Origin of the sequence: Spirosoma luteum DSM 19990, from assembly GCF_000374065.1 — a bacterium.
Lineage (GTDB): Bacteria > Bacteroidota > Bacteroidia > Cytophagales > Spirosomataceae > Spirosoma > Spirosoma luteum.
In genome coordinates, this window is sequence record NZ_KB893268.1 from 1 (window position 1) to 20,618 (window position 20,618).

A 20,618-nucleotide genomic window follows, 5' to 3' on the forward strand; every position below is an offset into this window, starting at 1 on the left:
GTGACCACATACTTCTTCTGAATGACACTTTTCAGATTAGCCTGCTTCATCAGTCTGGCCACCCGGGGCCGGGATACGTTTACGCCCTGGGCTTTCAGATCTCGAGTGATTTTTGGGCTACCATACCGGCCTTTACTAGCTGTGAATAAGCTGCTGATTAATTGAGTGATAGCTTCATTTTCACTTGCCCTTTTGGTAGGTCGTTGGGCCAACCAATAATAATAGCTACTACGGCTTACTAGTAGGACTTTACACATCGTCTCAACGGGGAACTCACGTTGGTGAGCCTTTATAAATCCGAATATTTCCCGTCGCTCCTGGAGAAGATGCCGACCGCATTTTTCTGTACAACTCATTACTACGTCACTGAGAATGAGTGCTTTAAAAACAGCTTCTCCAGTTCCTCTTTGGTTAGTTGAAGAGCTTGTAATTTCTTATCCAGATGCCGTAATTTCATGGCCTTCTGCTTTTGGTCATTGATCTCCACCCGTTGCTTATGATAAGGTTCGGCTTTGACAATCATATGCCAAATGATAACCGCCAACTTTCTGGCAGTAGCGATAATAGCAGCCAGCCGCCCTTTTTTGAAGGCGATGCGCTTAAAGAAGGGCGTCAACTCATGATCTTTCTGATTCCCAACTGAATTGGCCGCATGACGTAGTGCTTTGGCAATGTAATTCTTCCCTGAAGGCGTTCGATTACTGATTACCTTGCCTCCGCTGATTTTATTGTTAGGGACAAGACCTAGCCAGCAGGCAAAACTTTTAGCCGTCGGAAATTTGTGTATATCATGACCCAGGCTAGTTAGTAAACATAAAACAGCATTATGACTAATGCCCGATATGGCAAATAGGTCGGTATGGAAATACTGGTAGGCTAGATGCGAGAGATTAAAGCCAGGTGCATGTTTACCCGCTCTTTTTCGATTGGTTTTCAACTGCTGCTTCTCCTCCATTGAGACCTCGATCGCCGGAGCGTACTTAACTAGAAACGTTTCGATGACCTGGTCGCATTCTTTGATCTTCCGTTCATACAGACGGTAAAAATCCAGCGAGGCCTGTAATTCGAAGAGCAGTTCTTCCCGCCACCAGCCTTGAAGGGCATCGATAATCTCCTGACGGGACTTTTTGACCCGAAAGCTGACCAGAGACACCAGGTGGTCCGGCTCACGCTGTCCAGCCAAGATGGCTTCAATAACGGCCATCCCTGACTGACCAGTGATATCATTAAGCACCACATCCAGACGGATGTTCATCAACCGCAATGCCTTCTGCATTTTGTTGCTATAACGCGCTGATTGCTCAACCAAATGCAGGTGATGATAATAGTAGGTACGTAACTGCTGGAAAGTATCACTCAACAATAGGCTACCCGATAAGAGTCCCAGCGAGTGTAGCTTCTGGATCCAGATGCAATCAATGACATCGGTTTTGCGTCCCTTTACATTCTTGGTCTGATTACCCCCAACTAGCAATACATCAAAACCTGCTTGTTGGAGCGCATTGAACAAAGTCTGCCAATAACTGCCGGTGCTTTCCATCGCGATAGTGGTCACTCCATGCTGGTGGAGATGATCGATCATCTGCTGATGGTCTTTGGTGTACACCCCAAATTCACGCACGTTATCTTTATTCTGGTCAATAGCTACCAGATGAGTGCGGGAGCCTACATCAATCCCGGCAGCTTGGGGATTAACAATGTTGAACGATAGCTGATTCATACCCATAAGTGATTAGTGATTAATGACTTCCAGGGAGCGTATCGGGATTGTAAGAGTTTTCTGTACGGGATTCGCCGAAGCGATCACCAATCAATTCACCAAATGCCTTTCGAGTAGAAAGGGCATCGTACGCTCCAGCCCAGATTTTAAGAAGGACTTAAGAAAGTACCAGTAAAAGCGGGGGGCTTGGTTCAGAAAGCCTCCCCAAAAATAGGGTTTCTGGCCGGAACGTAAGTTGTTGGGCCTATTCAACAGCGTATGCGCTGTACAACGATTTTAAGATATCGCGTCGCTTCGGCGATCCGATCTAATTCGGCCTGCTTAAGCTCCTTTTTCAGGCGTACTATTTCTTGTTGCTCTTGGCTCACCTGGGCCCGGCTAACGGCTGGGGTGCCGGGAGTCACCACTCGTTCTCTGCGCCATCTGGTTAGAATTTGTGGGGTTATCCCTAACTCGTCAGCGGTTACTTTTAAAGAACCTTTTGCTTCTGATAGCTCCACGGCCATCTTTTTGAATTCTTCGTCGTATTGTCTCCTTGTTTTCATGGTCTANTAAGTTAGATCATCCTTAACTTAATGTCCAGTCAAATGTAGCAGCTCCAGTAAAAACAAAAGCCCATCCGGGCACCCTATAATCAGCCCACGATAAGAGCCTTAGTTGAGGATGAGCTTCTTGATTCAATGGGTGCATCTAAAAAAGCACTGCGCAACATCATTATTACAAAGCTCTAATTACGCATTGAGCGACGCAGGCAGGTAGACGGTAAAGGTGGCCCCTTGACCCGGTTGGCTGCTGGCCGTAATCGCCCCCCCATGGTTAGCCACCACCTTTTCACAGATTGCCAGGCCAATCCCTGTACCGGCAAACTCCGCTTTGCCGTGCAGCCGTTGAAATACCTGGAAGATGCGGCCCAGATACTTTTCATCAAAGCCAATGCCATTATCCGCTACGTCAATCCGATGATAGGCTATGGCTACCCGATTGAGCTTGAGGGGCTCAGGCAGCTCATCAGCTGCCTGCCAGCTAGACTCGATCAAAATGTGAGGCGCTACCGGTACTCCAGCCTGGTTCGTACGTCGAAACTTGAGCGCATTAGACAACAGGTTTTGAAACAGTTGATTTAGCTGCGAGGCATCACCCATGACCGTAGGTAAAGGCCCGAGGCTTATCTGAGCCCCCGTTTCGGCAATAGGCAGCTCCAGCGTAGCCAAGACCTGGCTGACCACATTGTCGAGCGACACCGGACTATTGGCTTCCCGCCGGGTAGAGATGCGCGAGAAGTTCAACAGGTCTTTGATCAGGGTGGACATCCGGCTGGCCGCTACCTGCATCCGTTCGATGTAGAGGAGCTCTTCACCGACCGAGTCCGTGTAGCGTGTCTTCAACAGATCGCCAAACTGCTGAATCTTACGTAAAGGCTCCTGCAAGTCATGAGAGGCCACGAAGGCAAACTGCTGAAGATTTTCGTTGGAGCGCATCAGCAACCGATTGGCTTCTGCCAGTGCTTCATTATTAGACGATAACTCCTGATTGGTTTTGGCCAGCTCCTCGGTGCGTTCCACCACCTGCATTTCTAGCTCAGCGGCCAACGCGCGATAGTTTGCTTCACTGTGGCTAAGGTCCAGCTCTATCTGCTTACTGTACGTCACATCGGTAGCGTGGACAATGAGACCAATCACCTGGTTCTCTTCGTTTAGATGAGGGGTATACACAATGCTTAGCCACCGGTCGGCACGCATGCGAGAGGGAGAAAACAGCTCATACTGCACCGGCTGACCCGCATAGGCTTTCCGCAATTGAGGTTCTGTCAATTTATACGCTGTCTCGCCCAGAAACGCTCGAACCGTTTTACCCAGCACCTCGTTCTCATCGACGCTGAACCATTCCATGAACACCTTATTGTAGGATTGGTAGCGCTGCTGGTTGTCCAGATAAAAGATCATAGCAGGCACGGTGTTCTGTAAGAGCTCCAGGTGTTGCTCGCTTCGAGCCAGGGACTGCTGGGCGTCAATTTGGGCGGTTACATCGATAGCAATATCGAGAATGGCATACACCGCCCCATGCTCATTGCGCAAGGGCGTGTACGTGATGTTATAATACTTATGGATCATCACGCCCTGCTGGACAATGGATACCCGCGAACCAGGACTCTGAAACATCTGTCCAGAGGTATAGACCTCATCTAAGGTTTGCAGAAAGGGTTGATTTTCCGTCACCAGTTCGGGCATCACCTCCCGTAGCGGCTTGCCGGCAATGTCTGGTCCCTTACCGACAATATCAATAAAGGTCTGGTTAGGCAGCTCAACAATGAGATCCCTACCCACAAACAAGCCCATGACCGCCGGAGCCGTAGCGATGACTGAGCGCAGTCGGGCTTCACTGGCTTCAATCTGTTGACGGGCCAGGACCTGCTGGGTGACATCGATGGCTACCACCAGGATGCCTGCTACCGTGCCATCGGGATTCTTTCGGGGCTGATAGGTGAAGTCAACGTAGCTGGTGGTCAACTGGCCATCCCGCAGAATGTCCACGGCTACTTCCTGAGCGACAAACGCAGTACCTGTCTGGATGACCTCGGTCAAAATAGCATCAAACCCCTGCCCTTTGATCTCCGGCAGGGCCTCCAGTAAGGGCTTACCGACAAGGGTCTGGGGCGGTCGAGCCACCAGTTGTCCGTAAAAGGCATTGACCCATTCAAACACCAGTTGATCATCGGCGCTGATGGTGGCCAAGCCCACTGGTGACTGCTCGAACAGGGTCAGCAGTTCCTGCTGGCTTTGTTCGATACGTTGCTGGGCCAGCACCTGCTGGGTGACATCCTGAGCCGTTTCGAGAATGGCGTAGACCTCCCCTTCGGGGGTACGTAAGGGCTTAAAGTCATAATTAAAGTAAAAAGTTTGCAACTGGCCCTGGATCACTAAGTCTGCCCGGCCCCCTTTCGACTGGTAGGTTTTGCCGGTGGTGAACAACTCATCCAACGTGGTCAGAAAGTGTTGCTGTTTCAGTTCCGGTAGGGCTTCGGCCAGCGGCAAACCAATCACGTCCGGACCTTTGCCCCACACCTGGATCATGGCCTGGTTGGCCACCTCAATGACCATCTGCCGTCCTACAAACAAACAGGTGGCGACGGGGGCTTCCTGAATCAGGGTACGAAAGCGATCTTCACTATGCTGAAGAGCTGCCGCTTCCTGTTGCTGAGCCTCTACCTGTTGAGTGAGCTCCTGGGCTACCCCCGTCAGGCGAACCGGCTGCCCCCGCTGGTCGACATACCTTCGGCCCGTTGAGCGAATCCAGTGGGTGCGGCCATCCTGGCCAATGCTGCGGTAGGTCACCTGATAGCTGCCATCCGACTGGGGGTTCAGGGCCCACTGCACGGCCTGATTAACCTGCTCGACATCCTGGGGATGGATGTGTTGCAGCGTGTCAGGATAGGAGAGCTGGTTTTGGTCAATGCCAAAGAGTTGACAGCACCGCCCATCCCAGAGGACTTGGTTGGTGAGCAGATTAACTTCCCAAACACCGAGCTCCGCTGCTTGCAGAGCCAAATGGATATCCAGTCGCTCGGTGAGTTGTTTACTTATATCAAAGGACCGTTGATCGCCGATCATAGCGAATCAAAGAAAATTGGGTACAAGTTAGCTAGAACTTGTAATTCAGCTATCAAACTGTCGTTGCAGTCAACTTTTTTAGGAGGGTATATTACTGATTTATCATACTTTTAAGGCCCATTTTTCGGAGATGCTAACGTTGCTTTCAGCGCTATTGCCAACTTTGTCTAAATAGAGTCCATCCGGCGTCGCAGTGGTGCCCCACCCCGGTCAAATTGCCATTCGCAACGGCCCGCGATGGCGTACCATGACCGTGTCGTTGCGGTACCGTTAACAGTGGCCGGTATGCCGGAGCGGCCCCACCCTAGTCACGAATCATTGTGGCAATCGCGCTGTCTCATTTTGACAGATGTAGATGAGTTTGCAAAACAGTGGGCAAGATTATTTATTAGGCAAATTTTCATTGGAAATTGTTTATGCGTTTAGGCAACTAAGCCGATTGCGTGTTTATGCGAATTATCCAATTAGACTCTACCCTAGAGGGTTCGAAATGATATTTTCATAATCAACAAAAAGTACAATTTTGCCTCTTGTAAGATACGTTCACTAAAATGCTCCCACTTGAAATGAAGAAATGTTTATGTATCTACTACTTGGGAAATCGGTCGTTCGGAGAAACGTACAACGCCACAATCGTACCAATCATTGGCGACCAGTTATATTGATCCGTGAGTTAATTCATACAGTTTACTATTGTTCAATCAATTGATTGTCAAAGGATCAAAAGATAGAAAGTTTACAAACTTATTCACACATCAATAAAGAGTTTGTATTTACTTTCCTTTCCTACTTACCTAAGGCAGAGTAGCACAAAAGGCAAGACTATTTTTCAGATCCGTTTCCTGATTAAAATTGATAGAGTTTTCCTTTAAGTATTGTTTAACAACCTGTTTGTTCTTAGCAAATAAATTCAGAAAACCAGCTTGGTTTGCCGGATGAAACTTGCCATTATTATCCTGTAGCTTAAACTCAGTTTTTTTAGAAAATAACATGTCACCATGGGCGTCTAAGCGGGCTAAAGATCCATTCGTACCGGAATATGTGGTGGTAGTTCGTATGGCAGAAGCGCCCGTTGATTGTTTATAGCCCCCTTCTTTTTCCCGGTCAATCAAAACCATGGTTCGTTTAATCAGCAATTTTGCAGAACCGTAAGTAGACACCAGCAGCCAATAAGTCTTTGGATACTCGTAATAAAACGAGTCCGGGCCGATAGCCACGAGTTTAACGGTAGGATCGTTTTGCAGCGCCAGTGTATCGCCAGTAGCGTTAATAAAATGCATTTCATCCAAAAAAAGATTATAGTTGAATCTAGCCACTGACGACTTATTGGATACGTAAACAAGCTGTCCAATGGTAAATGCCGGGTATTGGTAGCGATCACTGAATAAAACAGAATTAGTTAGGTTCTCCCCCGCTTTTACTCGGACATATTGGTTGCTTTGAGCAGCAACGATAGCTTGTATACCAATAAACAGGAAACAAACGAACGACAGAAGTTTCATACCTGAGAGTTTTAAATTGTAGAACACTTTGGGACAACAGTCATTTACAAGGGTTATGTCAGGGGTAATCAAGTCTATAAACTTTCCTATTAATCAACAGGTAGGGCCTTTGAGGTGCTCCGGTTTAGCGGCACACTGAACTGGCAAGTTTTGCGTAATATTCTTGCTCAAACTGTTCAGGGCTTCTGTAGTCCAGCGACGAATGCTTACGCAATCGATTGTAATACATTTCAATATATCCCTCAGGCGGCCATGTCGGAGATTTCAGTTCAAGCATCTTAATATACTTAAGAACGTTCCTCCTTCCAATAATTCCGCTTTCAATCGGCCGCTTCCGCGGCCCCGTCCAGAACGACTCGGCAAAGGCCGGTTCGCCGGTGCGATTGTCATAAGGATCGTAGGCTCGACTTATACTAGGCCTGATCTGCCACAAATTGATCAACTCGTGCAGATCATTTGATATACATTGATCACGGCACAGGCCGCCCTACTCGATCTGAGTGGGTAATTAGGCCAGAGGAAGGCTGGCGAGATTGCAATGCGTTACGCAGTGATATGATAACCAGGTTATATTTCATCTTATCATCGACACGCCACCCTACAATTCGCCGGGAGAACAGTCGTGGTCGCGAACCACTCCATCCAAGCACATAAATAAGCCCATTCTCCCTTCGGTAAAGGCAGATACGTTACTCACCCAAATCAAATTAGGTTCTTGTGGTAAGGACCGATCTAACAATAGGTTAGGCCACACGGGCGGCCCCGCAGTAACCTCTCCTATGGGTACTGGGTAGTTGTGCCGTAAAGTGCGGTTCGGGCCACCCCATGTAGAAATTCGCGCATTCAGTTGGTTTTTTGGCCTTCTATACCTATCGCTACTCACTCATTTTACTAATTTGTCATCTTTGCCCTAAAGAGTTTACGGATGAAATCAACAGCAACGCTCGGAATACTATTCGCGTGGTTAATGGCCGGGCAAACAAGCGCACAGCAGGGGCTGAAGGGTGAGTATTATACCGGAACAAATTTCGAACGAAAGGTTTTCACCCGAATCGATCCGCAACTAAACTTCAATTGGCGGGACCGTAGCCCTGCTCCGGGTCTTGCTGAGTCATATTACTCCATTCGCTGGACGGGTAAACTGCTGGCACCCGCTACGGGGCGGTATATATTCAATGCGAAAGTAGACGATGGTATTCGGGTATGGGTGGGTAACAAAAAAGTAATGGATTCCTGGCAGTTGAACGACTCTGAACATTTTAGGGGTAGCGTTTTGCTGGAAGCCGGAAAATTTTACGACTTGCGGGTCGATTATTTCAATGATATGCTGGAGGGCGAGATTCAATTATTCTGGCAACTCCCTAATGCGCCAGCACCTGTTTTCAATGGAATTAATCATCCTGGTGAACCAATAACGGCAAAGTACTTCTTTCAAAAGCCTGACCCTAATCGACTTACTCTGATCAAAACACCCTTAAAAACTGTTGCTGCCCCGCCCGTAGCCGTGGTTTCCACTCCACCAAAAGTAGCGCCTAAAAAACAATGGATAATTATAGAACCCAAACTGGTGCCTGCACCCTTACCCGCGAAAAAAAGAGTTATTCCTGATACCGTGACGGCAACGATTGTACCGGTTCGTCAGCCGGCAACTGACCTCAAACCCAGTAAAACAGTTATCCTGCACAGCGTTCAGTTTGAGCAAAGCAGTTATATCCTGCTGCCAGAATCATCCGCCGAACTGGATCAGGTGGTGACGACCCTCAAAAAAAATCCGCTCTGGCACATCGACATAGCCGGTCACACCGACAATGTTGGCGACCCACGCCTGAACCTGGCCCTGTCGGAAAACCGCGCTAAAGTTGTTGCCAGTTATCTAACGCGCCGGGGCATTAGTGATGACCGCATAGCAACCAGCGGATACGGCAGCAGGCGGCCCGTTGCTGACAACGCCATCGAACATGAACGAAGTAAAAACCGGCGCGTGGAGATCACCATCCGGTGAGTGTGCTGCGCACTTACAGCAGATTGCTCATGGGGATAGATCTGCGAATCGTACGGCAAAGGCCTCGCCGTGGCGCCCCACCCCTGACGATTCGCCACGGCTCGCGTATTGAATCCCCAAAAAGGCATTTTTGATAACACGATGGATCTGTGAGTTTGTTTTTAGAGAAAGCTACTTCCTTCTTCCAGAAAAAAAGTAATAAAGGCACATAATCGGCCTATTGATCCCTTATAAGAGATGAGGAGCGGCCCATGCTCCAAAGTCAGCAACTCTACTTTCCATTTTCGTCGTGTTTTCACTTGGTGAGGACTCCCTTTCCCCCTCTAAACCGCACCGATAGGGCAACCTACCCATCGCTTGACTTGCAACAGTAGCTGGCGCGCCAGTCCGTTAGTTTCTTATGAGTGCGGGGCTTCTCAGCGTAGTAGCGTTCCGAGGGTGCCAAAGCTGTTAGGAAGGGTAAAGCCCATATCCGGTTGGCCCAATGCACTTTAGTTAATAGCATCACGCTGATCCACCGTAAGCCACTGCACTTAACAAAATGACTATTACTACTACGAACCGCATCGCGGTAGATACCACGGGCTTTGATTTTACTTCCCCAGCGTCGCTCCAGGGTCTCATCAATACCAACAACCAAGGGTTGCTGACCAATAAAAACAGATAAAAGCTGTTGTAGCATGAGCTGGCTAGCTGCCAGCGTTGACCATTGGGCCTGACTAAGTACCCGATGATACTTGTGAAATGCTTTTTCTTGGCTTTGCCCCATAATCCGCAACACCGATGTGATGGTTCGCTTACCTGGGGCCAACAATGCTCCAACTACCAGGAGTCGGGCATGAACGAAAACGCGTTTGCAAAACAGACTGGCATAGGGTAGTATTACAGTCAGAAACTCGCTGGGTAGCGTAGGCATGTAGGTCTAAGTTTGGCAACCCAAATCTACATACCAAAGCCCCAGTGGGCTTCTTCTAAAAGGCTAAAGTCGAGCTTAGTGGATTGCCAGCACTGCTTCCGGTTCGCTCACCTCCATCAATCCATCGCTATTGATTACTGACAAGTGGACGGGCAGCGTTTCATTAATCAATAGGGGGTCGTATTTGGCTACCACGCGAACGTAATTTTCGGTGAATCCCTGCATGAAGCCGTCCGTAACATCTTCTTCGAACAGAACGGTAGCGTCCCGCCCAACCTGCGATTCATAGAAAGCCCGACGTTTTTTGTCGGACAATATGTGCAACATCTTCGAGCGTTCGGCCCGGATATGGCCTGGCACAGTGGGTTTGATTGTCAGTGCGGATGTGTTAGGCCGTTCGGAGTAGGTAAACACGTGTAGATACGAAACCGGCAGCTCAGTCAAAAACTGGTAGGTCTCTTTGAACTCCACCTCGGTTTCGCCGGGATGGCCCACAATGACGTCTACCCCGATACAGCCGTGGGGCATTAGTTGCTTTATTTTCTGTACACGGTCGGTGTAGAGTTCGCGTTTGTAGCGTCGGCGCATAAGGCCCAGTACACGATTGCTACCCGATTGCAGTGGTACGTGGAAATGGGGGACAAACCGCTTCGATTGCGCCACGAACCGAATAATATCGTCGGTGAGCAGGTTTGGTTCGATGCTCGAAATACGGAATCGCTCGATGCCTGTTACTTCGTCCAGCGCCTGTATCAGGTCAAGGAACGTTTCGGGTTGCTGATGTAGCAGGCTGTTGCCGCTGCCCACACCAAAATCGCCGATGTTTACGCCGGTCAATACAATCTCTTTAACGTCACGGTCAGCGATCTCATGGGCGGCCCGAACTACGTTGGCAACGGTATCGGAACGGCTCTTTCCCCGGGCCAGCGGAATGGTACAGTAGGCGCAGGGATAATCGCAGCCATCCTGCACTTTCAGGAACGTACGCGTACGGTCGTTGAGGGAGTAGGCCGCATGGTAGTCGATGGCGGTTTCGATGGGCGAGTTGAATACTTGTGCGGGCTGCCCATTCGGCACCTTCACAAATGTGGGCATCAATTCATGCAGCCGAAATTTCTCGGCAGCTCCCAGTACGGCATCCACTCCCGGAATTTCCGAAATTTCTTTCGGTTTCAACTGGGCGTAACAGCCCACAATGGCCACGTACCCATCAGGGTTTATTTTCTGCGCTTCGCGAACAATTTTCCGGCATTTTTTGTCGGCATTATCCGTCACGGAGCAGGTGTTAATGATGAAAATGTCGGGCTGCTGATTGAACTCTACCCGCTCGTAGCCCTGCTGCTCCATCAGGCGGGCGAGGGTCGATGTTTCGGAGAAGTTCAGTTTACAGCCAAGCGTATAAAAAGCAACTTTTTTCACAGCAAAGGATTGTATGCCGTAAAAGTACAAAAAAAAGTGCGGACGAGTTCCGATGGACGATAGGGTAGGGAGGAGGGTAAATAGAGTAAATCGGGCTTTGTAGTTACTTTCCGGTCAAATTGCTTTCACATGGCCCGAAAACTGCTCCTGACCCTGCTCATCGTGGCATTACTAATTGAACTGGCGCTGACGGGCGGAGCGTTCTTTGCCCGCGCATTTACGCTGAAGCAGTTTGGCGTCAGTTTAACAGCCGACACCGCCTTTTTAGGGTATATTGTTGGCTGGACACTCCTTTTTGTATCCCTGGTATGTGGGCTGGCCACCTGGCAGGTCTGGCAGCGGAAACGCGGATTTCAGACCCTTTGCTACCTGCTTGGCTTTTGGTGGATTGGTATTGGCATCGGTATTTATGTTGCCTTTGGTAAGCCCGACAACCTGCTCCTCGATTCCCTTAAGGGATTACTGCTGTTGATTTTGACGAACCGCACCCTGGCAGACCGCCGTATGCTGTAACAGATGTTGTACAGACCAATAAGCCATAATCTCAACTAACGCTATCTATGAAACGATACGTACTCATTTTGCTGGTTAGCAACGTCCTGTTATTGGGTAACCCAATCGCCCGCGCTCAACAGAGTCCGGTCTCCGAAACGGTTACCTACGGGCCTGATTCGCAGCGGCAGGCGGGTGTTCCCAAAGGGGCGGTTACGAAGTTTGTCTGGACGAGTACCGTATTCCCGAATACCATCCGGGAGTATTACGTGTATGTTCCGGCGCAGTATGACGGAAAAATACCGGCTGCGCTGATGGTATTTCAGGATGGCCATACCTATGTAAAGGAGGATGGAGATTTTCGGGTGCCAATTGTGTTCGATAACCTGATTCATCAAAAAGCAATGCCCGTTACCATTGGCCTGTTCATCAATCCCGGCCAGCATGGTGAGGAACCACCCAAAGACCCGTTTCGGGCCGATAATCGTAGTTTTGAGTACGATACACTAACCAATCAATACGCCCGGTTCCTGCTGGAGGAATTGATTCCCGAAATCAGTAAAGCCTATAAACTGGCCGAATCGCCCACCATGCACGCTATCTGCGGTCTATCGTCCGGGGGAATCTGCGCCTTTACTGCTGCCTGGCAGCGGCCCGATTATTTCCATAAAGTACTGAGCCAGATTGGTAGTTTTACCAACATCAAAGGTGGGTACGTATACCCCTCCCTGATTCGAAAATCACCGAAGCGAAACATCAAAGTTTTCCTACAGGATGGCAGCAATGACCTTGACAATCAGCACGGTAACTGGTGGCTCAGCAATCAGCAGATGGATAAGGCATTGAAATTTAGTGGTTACGATTACAAATTTGTGGGAGGTACGGGGGGGCATACCGGCAAACACGGTGGCTCCATCTTACCCGAATCACTGCGCTGGTTATGGAGCGATGTGAAGTAACTGGTGAACTCTTTTCTGTTATCAGACCAGCAGGCTGGCCCCATGACAGAAAAGTGGTGTGTATCTTTGCCCTATGCACTTATTCTACCAGCCCGGTCGGCCCGCCGATGTGGATGCGCCGGGTCAGGATAATTTTCTGACCGAAGACGATTCACGCCATGCCGTTAAAACATTGCGGCTTGGCATTGGCGGGGTTATTGCCGTAACAGATGGAAACGGAAACCGACATACTGCCGTTATTACACAGGCTGATAGCCGACGTTGCCAGTTTCGAATTACGAATACACAAACAACCCCCCTTCGGTCGTTCTCTATTCGTATCTGCGTGGCACCAACCAAGAATATGGACCGGATCGAATGGTTTGTGGAGAAAGCCGTGGAAATTGGCATCGAACAAATCAGTTTCTTTTTCGGACAGCATTCCGAGCGTCGGGTGTTGAAGCTGGAACGTCTGGAGAAAATTGCCATAGCCGCCATGAAGCAGTCATTGCAATCGTTTCTACCCCGTTTAGATGAGGCCGTTTCATTCAGTGACCTCTTGAAAACAGTGGACGAACCGCAGCGTTTTCTGGCTCATCTGCCCGCCAGTGAACCACCTTCTCCACTGACGAACGTAGCTACTAAAAACGGGCAATACGCGGTGCTGATTGGTCCGGAAGGTGATTTTTCGGGTAAGGAACTACAACAGGCTGTAGATGCCGGTTTTGGGATGGTGACGCTGGGTAACAACCGGCTCCGCACCGAAACAGCAGCACTAACAGCCTGCCAGTTATTGAATTTTATAAACCAGTAATACCTGCTTCAACAAGCTATGAAAAAGCTGCTCGTTCTATTCATCATTCTTCATTCTTCATTCATCATTGCCCACGGTCAGTACGCCTATAAAATCGCCAAACTGAAATACAACGGCGGGGGTGACTGGTACGCCAACAAAACATCGTTGCCCAACCTTATTAAGTTTGCCAACGCTAACCTGCGCATGAATATCTTCCCGGAAGAGGACATCGTAGAGCCGGGCAGTACCGATATTTTTGGTTACCCGTTTGTGCACATGACCGGGCATGGCAACGTGACCTTTAGTGATGCCGACGTTAGCAACATGCGCCGGTACCTGATATCGGGTGGATTTCTGCACATCGACGATAATTACGGCCTGGATAAATTCATCCGTCGGGAGATGAAGAAGGTCTTCCCCGAACTCAGTTTTGTGGAATTACCCTTCAACCATCCGGTCTATCAGCAGAAGTTTCGATTTGCTACCGGCCTGCCCAAAATTCACGAACACGATGGTAAATCGCCCCAGGGTTTCGGGCTGATTTACCAGGGGCGACTGGTTTGTTTTTACAGTTTCGAGTGTGATTTAGGCAATGGCTGGGAAGACCAAAGCGTGTACAACGACCCCGAACCCGTTCGCCAACAGGCACTACGAATGGGCGCTAACCTGCTGGAATACGCGACAACCTCATATTAGTTCAAGTATTATTCGGGGATTGAAACCCAAACGACTCAAAATTGCGTTAGTTTTGTAGTAATATTCCTAGCGAGTCTCTCATTCATCCTTTAATAATCACCATAGTGGTTTTTGTACTAGTTGCATTCCTGGGGCATTGGTATTTGTCGCTGTTCTGCCAAACGTTTTTTCTCCATCGGTATTCGGCACACAAGATGTTCTCGATGAGTAAATTCTGGGAACGGTTCTTTTATGCCCTCACCTACATATCGCAGGGGTCGTCGTATCTGAGCCCACGGGCGTATGCTGTGCTGCACCGAATGCACCATGCTTTTAGTGATACCGAGAGAGACCCGCACTCTCCGCATCATACCAAGAATATTTTTACGATGATGTGGAAGACCAAAGACATTTATAACGCCGTATTGCACCGTAAGCAGACGGTTGAAAAGCAGTTCGACCGTAATTATCCCGAATGGAGTTTCATTGAGAAAGTAGGGGATTCCTGGTTTTCTCGGGCGGGTTGGGCCGTTATTTACAGTGCGTTTTATCTGCTGGCGTTTTTCTACCTGGATATGCACTGGGCGTTTTTCTTCCTGCTGCCTGTTCACTTTGTAATGGGACCCGTACACGGAGCCATCATCAACTGGAGTGGCCACAAGTATGGCTACTCGAATTTTGACAATCAGGACGAATCGAAAAATTCGTTGATTCTGGATGTAGTGATGATGGGCGAGTTGTTCCAGAACAACCACCACAAGCGACCCAATTCGGCCAACTTCGGGGCTAAATGGTTCGAGTTCGACCCTACGTTCCCCCTCATCGGCATCCTGCATAAGCTGCACGTCGTTCGGTTACGGCCATCGGCCGAAGCTAAGAAAGCCCAGTTTGAAGTAGGCCACGACCGCCGGGTAGCGGTAGAAGATGAAGTAGAAGCGTAAACATACAGTACGTTAGACATAGACAAAACCCCAAGCCATCGCTGGTTTGGGGTTTTGTCATTTGGGGGTAGGGGCTGTGTGTTGAATTGTTTATATAGGAGTAATGATATTTTTACTTTCGTTCTCACTTATTCGCCCAACACCTCCATGTGCTGATGGCGACCATAGGGAGCCTTTACACACATGGTCGGATGTACGCATGCTTTCTAACACGCTCATAATCAACTCGCTGACAAGTTAGCAAAAAGACCCAAATCTGCGCCCGTTATTCCAAATTTGGCCAGCTTTTTCTTCATCTGACGGATCTGCTGCTGCTTCACCTGGGCCATATCCCGCATCAATTTCGTTGGCTCATAGGCTTCTCCCGTCGTGAGCATTTTGTAAACCACCACCGCCAACTTCCGCGCTGTGGCCGTGATGGCCTTAATTCGGCCAGCCCGGTACGCAATCCGCTGGAAAAACGCCGTCATCGGATTGGGCTTTTTCATGTTGCCCAACGAATTAGCTACCATCCGAAACGTGTTGGGCAACGTCGATTTGTTCTTCAACGTCTTTTTGGACAACACTCTACCGCCCGATGCCTTGTTATTGGGTGTGAAGCCTAACCACTTGGCAAAGGCTTTGGCCGAGTTAAATTTGGCAATTGACTCACCGACTTCGGCCATGAACGTTAGCAGCGCATCCCGGCCAAAACCGGGATGTTACTCAGGTCAACGCCCAACAGTTTATGAGCATATTGCTCAATGGGTAATTGGGGCGTGTTACGGGATTGGCGCAACTTCTGACGACCTACCGTCGGGTCGGCCATTGTAGCAGGGTGCTCCAGCCCGTTGGTATGGTCGGTGAAGTGGCGGTCAAGTTCCTTATCCAACTCAGCGATTTCGGTTTGCAGATTCAGGTAGAGCCGGTAGTTGCTGCCCACCTCGAAGCGCATGGCTCCCGTCCAGTTGCCCCGAAGCAATTCGATGATTTCTGCGGGCTTCTTTTTACAATGGCTATCGACCAGGTCGGCCAGTTTAAGCGGGTCTTCCTGACCTTGGCAAATGGCGGCAATGATACGCAAACCCGACACCGAGTTGGTATCGGTCAGCACAGTATCTAACCGTACATTGCCCGCCCGCAGGGCTTTCTGAATACGCCGGATGTAGTCGGCAGCATCTTCGACCAAACTCTTCCGCAGCCGCACCAAAGGCCGGATCAGTGTTGAGAACTCGTCGGGCAGGAAGATGGGGGGCAGCAGACCCAGACTGTGCAGGGTACGAATGTGAATCGCATCGGACGTATCGGACTTGAAGCGCCGGTAGTTTTTTGTGTTGGCCCCTGCCGTTACCAGCACCTCAAAGCCTGCTTCCTGTAAGACGTTGACCAGGGGCCGTTCGTAGCCGCCGGTAGCCTCCATCGCCACGTGCCTGACCTGATGGTCGGTCAGCCATTGGGCCAATCGGAATAGCTCTTTGGTGGACACGCCGAACTGTTGAACAGATTGCTTGGGGTCGTCGCCGATAGCCACGACGTGAAACTGAGAGCCAATGTCAACGCCCGCCACCTGTTGGTGGACGATGGGCATGGCCAAATAGTTATCCTGCTTTTTCATGCTTGAAAAGGAGTAAGCAGTTGAAACAAAGGGCTATCAGCGGGCTATTTTAGATAAACGATTAGAAGGATGTACGGAGTAAAAGGCAAGCCTTTTCTACCAGTTGGGTTCTCAAAGCATGGAATGATAACAACACGCCATGACGAATAGCCAAATCGGGCGGTTGGACGGGTTGATAAGCACCAACGAACAAGGACGATCTTCCCACGAAGGGGCTACTGATAGCTACGTAAATATAAGAAAAGAGCCGTTTTTGGGTTCATGCGTTCTTGTGGGTTCGTTCGCGAGCGAACACGGTGGCGGTTGGGCTGAAAACATTGAATTTGGGCCGTACTGCCTGTCGACGGAGACCCACCCACGCAAAACTCCTAAGCGGCCACCAAATGTACCTGCCTCAGTTCGTTGGCAAGCTGGTGAATTGCTGTTTCAATCCGCTTCACCTGCTCAGCCGATGGAAACTTTGTTTGAGATTTGTAATGCCGAAGTAGAGATGGGTTTAGCCCAGCATAATCAGCAATCTTGGAGATTTTCAAGTAAGCGTAGTGCTCAAAAAAGGCATACAGGTCATATGCTAAATCAAACTCCACATTATCTACATCATGAAAATCTAGCAGAAGCTGTCTCATGTTCTGTTGTAAAGCTTCCACCGTATTGGCCTGATCGACAATTAGGTTGTCTTCATACGTCAAACGACCCCAGAAACCTGACTGACTGTCTTGTTGGGCACCCGCTTCAATAATAAGTTGAATCCGTTCCATATTGTGAGTAACTGCCTATTTCAGACCAGCTTGTTTAAGAATAGAGTTGAGCGTGCCAATGGGCATATCGCCTTTGTGGATAGCTACAGTAACTTTGCCGGATTTAGTAGGATGCACCAGTTGTAGGTGGCTTCCTTTCTGGGTTTTGTCAACCCAACCATCCTCATAAAGCAACTTGAGTATCTCTTTCGCGGTCATGTTCAATTATCAAAACCGCTAAAGTCGCATTTTTGTGCCATCTTTACAAATAAATTGGAGTTATAAATATTCTCCATTTGCCTTGTCGAACCCTACTGGCTTATTGAGCCAATGCCTTACTGTTGGGGCACGCTTACCCTGTCGCACAGAGCCGGAAATGGATACCCAAAACCTGACCTCTGGGGCGTGCTATTTGTCGACCGAAAGCCGGAAATGCAGACACTTTATAGACTATCAACCAATATGTTATTGTACGCAAAAATGACTAAGCCTTAACCGCTTGATAACCAAATAATTAATGTTTAGCGCTATCGTAAGTTTGACATTATGTGGTGTGTTGTAAAAGAAATAATTATATCACAAGGATAAAGGGTAGTATTGGTCTGGGCAAGGGAAACGTTGAAAATGCTTTGTTAGCCAGGAAGTTGCGTCATTTTGGCAACCGGATTGGCCGGGTTGCCTACGGATAAAGCATAAAGCCGCATCGCTTTACCGGGGGAGAAGGGGAAAACATCTGGGCATAGGCTTACACGCAAAAAGCCCCGGACCTCAATCCGGGGCTTTTGTATCGTGGAAACTGTCTAGTAATTTTTATCGGGGCCTAAATTCGTGTACCGGCTATTACCCGTGCCACGGCCCGGGCGTTCGCTTGTGCTGCCCGGTTTGTTTGAGCTGCTGCTATTCCCGTCACGACGGCCGGGTGCCGGTCTGTCCTGACTGGCGGGGCGGCTTTGCGAGGTTGCACGGGGTTGCTGCCGGTTGCCCGGCGTTTCGTTCCGGCGGTTGCTGTCATTGCTCTCCCTGCGGAACGAGCCCTGGTTTGATGAACCGTTCGACCGGCCGCCACCACCCTGCCTGCCTGCGTTGCGGCCTTGTCCCTGCCGTTGCGGGGGAGCGGGCGTTACTTTCGTCGTGTCAAAATCCGGTGGATACGGGTGGTTCTCAATGATGGGTACCCGTTTGCCAATCAGTTTATTAATGTCGCGCAGGTATTCCGTTTCTTCTTCATCGCAAAACGAGAGCGCAATACCATCGTGCCCCGCCCGACCTGTCCGGCCAATGCGGTGTACGTATGTTTCGGGAATGTTAGGCAGTTCGTAGTTGATTACGTGCGAAAGTTCATCCACATCGATACCACGAGCGGCAATATCCGTCGCTACAAGTACCCGCGTTTCGCGACTCTTGAAGTTCGAGAGCGCGCGCTGACGGGCATTCTGTGATTTGTTGCCATGAATAGCTTCAGCACCGATACCCTCTTTCAACAGATCTTTAACCACTTTATCGGCTCCGTGCTTAGTTCGGGCGAAGACCAAGGCCGACTTGATTTTTTGATCGTTCAGGATATGAACCAGCAGTTTGCGCTTGTCGTCGCGACCCACAAAATACATGGCCTGCGTAATCGTATCGGCCGTTGATGAAGCCGGCGTCACTTCTACCTTGGCTGGGTTACGTAAAATGGTATCGGCCAGTTTTGCCACGTCGGGGGGCATTGTCGCCGAGAAAAACAACGACTGTCGGCGTTCGGGTAACTTAGCGATGACTTTTTTGACATCGTGAATGAAACCCATATCGAGCATCCGGTCGGCTTCGTCGAGCACAAAAAACTGCACATCCCGCAAGGATATAAATCCCTGGTTCATCAGGTCGAGCAGGCGACCGGGGGTAGCAATGAGTACATCGACACCCGCCTTTAGCGAATTGACCTGTGAATGTTGTGAAACACCACCGAAAATAACCGTATGCCGCATTTTGAGGTACCGGCCATAAGCCGCAAAACTTTCGGCAATCTGGATGGCTAATTCACGCGTTGGGGTCATTACCAGCGTTTTGATGCGCCGGGGAGCGTTAGGGTTTTTGCTGCGCTCTTCATCGAGCAGTTGTAGAATAGGAATAGCAAACGCGGCTGTTTTACCCGTGCCGGTCTGGGCGCACCCCAGCAAATCCCGGCGATTTAGTAACGTCGGTATGGCTTGTTCCTGGATGGGAGTGGGGGTGGTGTATCCTTCTTCGGCGAGGGCCTTCAGGATCGGATCAATTAATGATAAGTCGGAAAATTGCATATGTTGGTTGGACGTCGGTAAGTAATGGAATAGGGGAAATGTTCAGTCCAGCATCCAACGTCTTTGTAAAGTTATACGGTTATAACTGTCCTGTGGCAAATAAAGTGCCATTTATTGGTGAAGTACAATTCGTTGCAAGGGAACGGGGGTGATTCTATTCACACAGAATCACCCCCGTTCCCTTGCCTTATCTCGGTCTTATTCGTAAATACTCCCGGCGGCTTTCTCAACTAACCCCTTGGGTAATAGCCACGCCATGAATTTGCCTGCTTTGTTGAGGAAGCCCGTTACCACTTCGGTTTTACCCGCCAGCGTTGATTCTACGGCTTGCCGGGCTACTGCTTCGGGCGTCATATTTACTTTTTTTGCGGCATTGCGTCCTTTCTCCCCGATTTGCGCCCGGTCAACAAAATTGGTATCGGTAGAACCAGGGCATACGCAGGTAACGGATACCGGCGAGCCTTTCAATTCCTGATGCAATCCCCGGCTAAACTGGAGAACAAATGACTTGGAGGCCGAATACAAACTGAGTAACGGGATGGCCTGATAAGCCGCTGAACTGCCAATATTGAGAATATATGCTTTTGACTGTTGCCGAAGCTGGGGAAGAAAGAGATACGTTAGTTCAATAAGAGCCGTCATGTTCACCCGCATCATATCGGTATGTTCCGCAAGGGCGTGTTTCTCAAAGGAACCACTCAATCCATAACCCGCATTATTTACCAGCATCTGAACCGCATACTTTTTCTGCGTACACCAGTCATATACCTGTTGGGCGGCTCCGGTTTCGGCCAGATCGAGAGCCAGAAAATCCGTCTGGATACCATGTTCCGTCGCCAGTTGGCGGGCGGTTTGCTCAAGCGCCGGGGCCGAGCGGGCTACCAGCAACAGGTTGAATTTTCGGCGGGCCAGTTCTTGGGCAATGGCCAGGCCAATACCCCGGCTGGCTCCCGTAATGAGGGCGTAGGTCATAGAAAAAGGTTTATAGTTTACGGTTGG

19 protein-coding genes are annotated in these 20,618 nt (G+C 49.5%); 6 read left to right on the plus strand and 13 right to left on the minus strand.

The annotated features are described in order from the left end of the window. From B156_RS32625 to B156_RS0118115, 5 genes are all read right to left on the minus strand, one after another. Positions 1 to 356: IS3 family transposase (locus B156_RS32625; protein WP_040585928.1), on the minus strand; the 356-nt coding region annotated here is incomplete at its 3' end. 2 nt (positions 357 to 358) lie between these two features. Continuing rightward, positions 359 to 1,720 (minus strand): IS110 family RNA-guided transposase, encoded by a 1,362-nt coding sequence (locus tag B156_RS29400; protein ID WP_157627092.1) that lies wholly within the window; start codon positions 1,718 to 1,720, stop codon positions 359 to 361. A gap of 248 nt (positions 1,721 to 1,968) precedes the next feature. Continuing rightward, positions 1,969 to 2,265: a transposase gene (locus B156_RS0118105; protein ID WP_026260897.1), complete on the minus strand. Its 297-nt coding sequence runs from the start codon at positions 2,263 to 2,265 to the stop codon at positions 1,969 to 1,971. A gap of 186 nt (positions 2,266 to 2,451) precedes the next feature. Beyond that, entirely contained in the window at positions 2,452 to 5,328 is a 2,877-nt protein-coding gene (locus B156_RS29405; RefSeq protein ID WP_018621189.1) for a PAS domain-containing protein, read from the minus strand. A gap of 794 nt (positions 5,329 to 6,122) precedes the next feature. Further along, on the minus strand, positions 6,123 to 6,830 hold the full coding sequence (locus B156_RS0118115) for a hypothetical protein (RefSeq protein WP_018621190.1): 708 nt from the start codon (positions 6,828 to 6,830) through the stop codon (positions 6,123 to 6,125). A gap of 925 nt (positions 6,831 to 7,755) precedes the next feature. Between B156_RS0118115 and B156_RS0118120 the strand changes: the two genes are divergently transcribed. Continuing rightward, positions 7,756 to 8,832 carry an OmpA family protein gene (locus B156_RS0118120; protein ID WP_026260898.1) on the plus strand — a complete coding sequence of 359 codons (1,077 nt, stop codon included), beginning with the start codon at positions 7,756 to 7,758 and terminating at the stop codon, positions 8,830 to 8,832. Between the two features lie 346 nt (positions 8,833 to 9,178). Here the strand turns inward: B156_RS0118120 and B156_RS29410 are convergent, their stop codons facing one another. Next, on the minus strand, positions 9,179 to 9,748 hold the full coding sequence (locus tag B156_RS29410) for a transposase (protein ID WP_211211236.1): 570 nt from the start codon (positions 9,746 to 9,748) through the stop codon (positions 9,179 to 9,181). Between the two features lie 75 nt (positions 9,749 to 9,823). Next, positions 9,824 to 11,167 carry a tRNA (N(6)-L-threonylcarbamoyladenosine(37)-C(2))-methylthiotransferase MtaB gene (gene mtaB, locus B156_RS0118130; protein ID WP_052635770.1) on the minus strand — a complete coding sequence of 448 codons (1,344 nt, stop codon included), beginning with the start codon at positions 11,165 to 11,167 and terminating at the stop codon, positions 9,824 to 9,826. A gap of 129 nt (positions 11,168 to 11,296) precedes the next feature. Here mtaB and B156_RS0118135 point away from each other — a divergent pair, with 129 nt between their 5' ends. The 5 genes from B156_RS0118135 (at position 11,297) to B156_RS0118155 (ending at position 15,009) form a co-directional block, all read left to right on the plus strand. Next, positions 11,297 to 11,680 carry a hypothetical protein gene (locus B156_RS0118135; RefSeq protein WP_018621193.1) on the plus strand — a complete coding sequence of 128 codons (384 nt, stop codon included), beginning with the start codon at positions 11,297 to 11,299 and terminating at the stop codon, positions 11,678 to 11,680. Between the two features lie 47 nt (positions 11,681 to 11,727). Next, positions 11,728 to 12,618 (plus strand): alpha/beta hydrolase, encoded by an 891-nt coding sequence (locus B156_RS0118140; protein ID WP_018621194.1) that lies wholly within the window; start codon positions 11,728 to 11,730, stop codon positions 12,616 to 12,618. Between the two features lie 73 nt (positions 12,619 to 12,691). Next, entirely contained in the window at positions 12,692 to 13,411 is a 720-nt protein-coding gene (locus B156_RS0118145) for a 16S rRNA (uracil(1498)-N(3))-methyltransferase (RefSeq protein ID WP_018621195.1), read from the plus strand. Between the two features lie 18 nt (positions 13,412 to 13,429). Continuing rightward, a complete protein-coding gene (locus tag B156_RS0118150) occupies positions 13,430 to 14,089 on the plus strand; it encodes a DUF4159 domain-containing protein (protein ID WP_018621196.1) in 660 nt (219 codons plus the stop codon). Between the two features lie 104 nt (positions 14,090 to 14,193). Continuing rightward, the gene (locus B156_RS0118155; protein ID WP_026260899.1) at positions 14,194 to 15,009 is read left to right on the plus strand and encodes an acyl-CoA desaturase; all 816 of its coding nucleotides are present in this window, start codon (positions 14,194 to 14,196) and stop codon (positions 15,007 to 15,009) included. 221 nt (positions 15,010 to 15,230) lie between these two features. On the opposite strand, the gene B156_RS32250 is transcribed toward B156_RS0118155, so the two are convergent. From B156_RS32250 to B156_RS0118180, 6 genes are all read right to left on the minus strand, one after another. Beyond that, positions 15,231 to 15,674 (minus strand): transposase, encoded by a 444-nt coding sequence (locus B156_RS32250; protein ID WP_245563776.1) that lies wholly within the window; start codon positions 15,672 to 15,674, stop codon positions 15,231 to 15,233. Between the two features lie 5 nt (positions 15,675 to 15,679). Next, on the minus strand, positions 15,680 to 16,603 hold the full coding sequence (locus B156_RS30385) for an IS110 family transposase (RefSeq protein WP_245563777.1): 924 nt from the start codon (positions 16,601 to 16,603) through the stop codon (positions 15,680 to 15,682). 368 nt (positions 16,604 to 16,971) lie between these two features. Next, positions 16,972 to 17,361: a hypothetical protein gene (locus B156_RS0118165; protein ID WP_018621198.1), complete on the minus strand. Its 390-nt coding sequence runs from the start codon at positions 17,359 to 17,361 to the stop codon at positions 16,972 to 16,974. Between the two features lie 15 nt (positions 17,362 to 17,376). Next, entirely contained in the window at positions 17,377 to 17,559 is a 183-nt protein-coding gene (locus tag B156_RS0118170) for a type II toxin-antitoxin system HicA family toxin (protein ID WP_018621199.1), read from the minus strand. Between the two features lie 581 nt (positions 17,560 to 18,140). After that, positions 18,141 to 19,619 (minus strand): DEAD/DEAH box helicase, encoded by a 1,479-nt coding sequence (locus B156_RS0118175; protein ID WP_018621200.1) that lies wholly within the window; start codon positions 19,617 to 19,619, stop codon positions 18,141 to 18,143. 198 nt (positions 19,620 to 19,817) lie between these two features. Beyond that, positions 19,818 to 20,591: an SDR family NAD(P)-dependent oxidoreductase gene (locus B156_RS0118180; RefSeq protein WP_018621201.1), complete on the minus strand. Its 774-nt coding sequence runs from the start codon at positions 20,589 to 20,591 to the stop codon at positions 19,818 to 19,820. Positions 20,592 to 20,618: the final 27 nt, after the last annotated feature.

Excerpts from the sequence above, each read along its gene's own strand:
- B156_RS29400 (WP_157627092.1), bottom strand. The coding sequence starts at position 1,720 with ATGAATCAGCTATCGTTCAACATTGTTAATCCCCAAGCTGCCGGGATT.
- B156_RS0118105 (WP_026260897.1), bottom strand. The coding sequence starts at position 2,265 with ATGAAAACAAGGAGACAATACGACGAAGAATTCAAAAAGATGGCCGTG.
- B156_RS29405 (WP_018621189.1), bottom strand. The coding sequence starts at position 5,328 with ATGATCGGCGATCAACGGTCCTTTGATATAAGTAAACAACTCACCGAG.
- B156_RS0118115 (WP_018621190.1), bottom strand. The coding sequence starts at position 6,830 with ATGAAACTTCTGTCGTTCGTTTGTTTCCTGTTTATTGGTATACAAGCT.
- B156_RS0118120 (WP_026260898.1), top strand. The coding sequence starts at position 7,756 with ATGAAATCAACAGCAACGCTCGGAATACTATTCGCGTGGTTAATGGCC.
- B156_RS29410 (WP_211211236.1), bottom strand. The coding sequence starts at position 9,748 with ATGCCTACGCTACCCAGCGAGTTTCTGACTGTAATACTACCCTATGCC.
- B156_RS0118135 (WP_018621193.1), top strand. The coding sequence starts at position 11,297 with ATGGCCCGAAAACTGCTCCTGACCCTGCTCATCGTGGCATTACTAATT.
- B156_RS0118140 (WP_018621194.1), top strand. The coding sequence starts at position 11,728 with ATGAAACGATACGTACTCATTTTGCTGGTTAGCAACGTCCTGTTATTG.
- B156_RS0118145 (WP_018621195.1), top strand. The coding sequence starts at position 12,692 with ATGCACTTATTCTACCAGCCCGGTCGGCCCGCCGATGTGGATGCGCCG.
- B156_RS0118150 (WP_018621196.1), top strand. The coding sequence starts at position 13,430 with ATGAAAAAGCTGCTCGTTCTATTCATCATTCTTCATTCTTCATTCATC.
- B156_RS32250 (WP_245563776.1), bottom strand. The coding sequence starts at position 15,674 with ATGGCCGAAGTCGGTGAGTCAATTGCCAAATTTAACTCGGCCAAAGCC.
- B156_RS30385 (WP_245563777.1), bottom strand. The coding sequence starts at position 16,603 with ATGAAAAAGCAGGATAACTATTTGGCCATGCCCATCGTCCACCAACAG.
- B156_RS0118165 (WP_018621198.1), bottom strand. The coding sequence starts at position 17,361 with ATGGAACGGATTCAACTTATTATTGAAGCGGGTGCCCAACAAGACAGT.
- B156_RS0118170 (WP_018621199.1), bottom strand. The coding sequence starts at position 17,559 with ATGACCGCGAAAGAGATACTCAAGTTGCTTTATGAGGATGGTTGGGTT.
- B156_RS0118175 (WP_018621200.1), bottom strand. The coding sequence starts at position 19,619 with ATGCAATTTTCCGACTTATCATTAATTGATCCGATCCTGAAGGCCCTC.
- B156_RS0118180 (WP_018621201.1), bottom strand. The coding sequence starts at position 20,591 with ATGACCTACGCCCTCATTACGGGAGCCAGCCGGGGTATTGGCCTGGCC.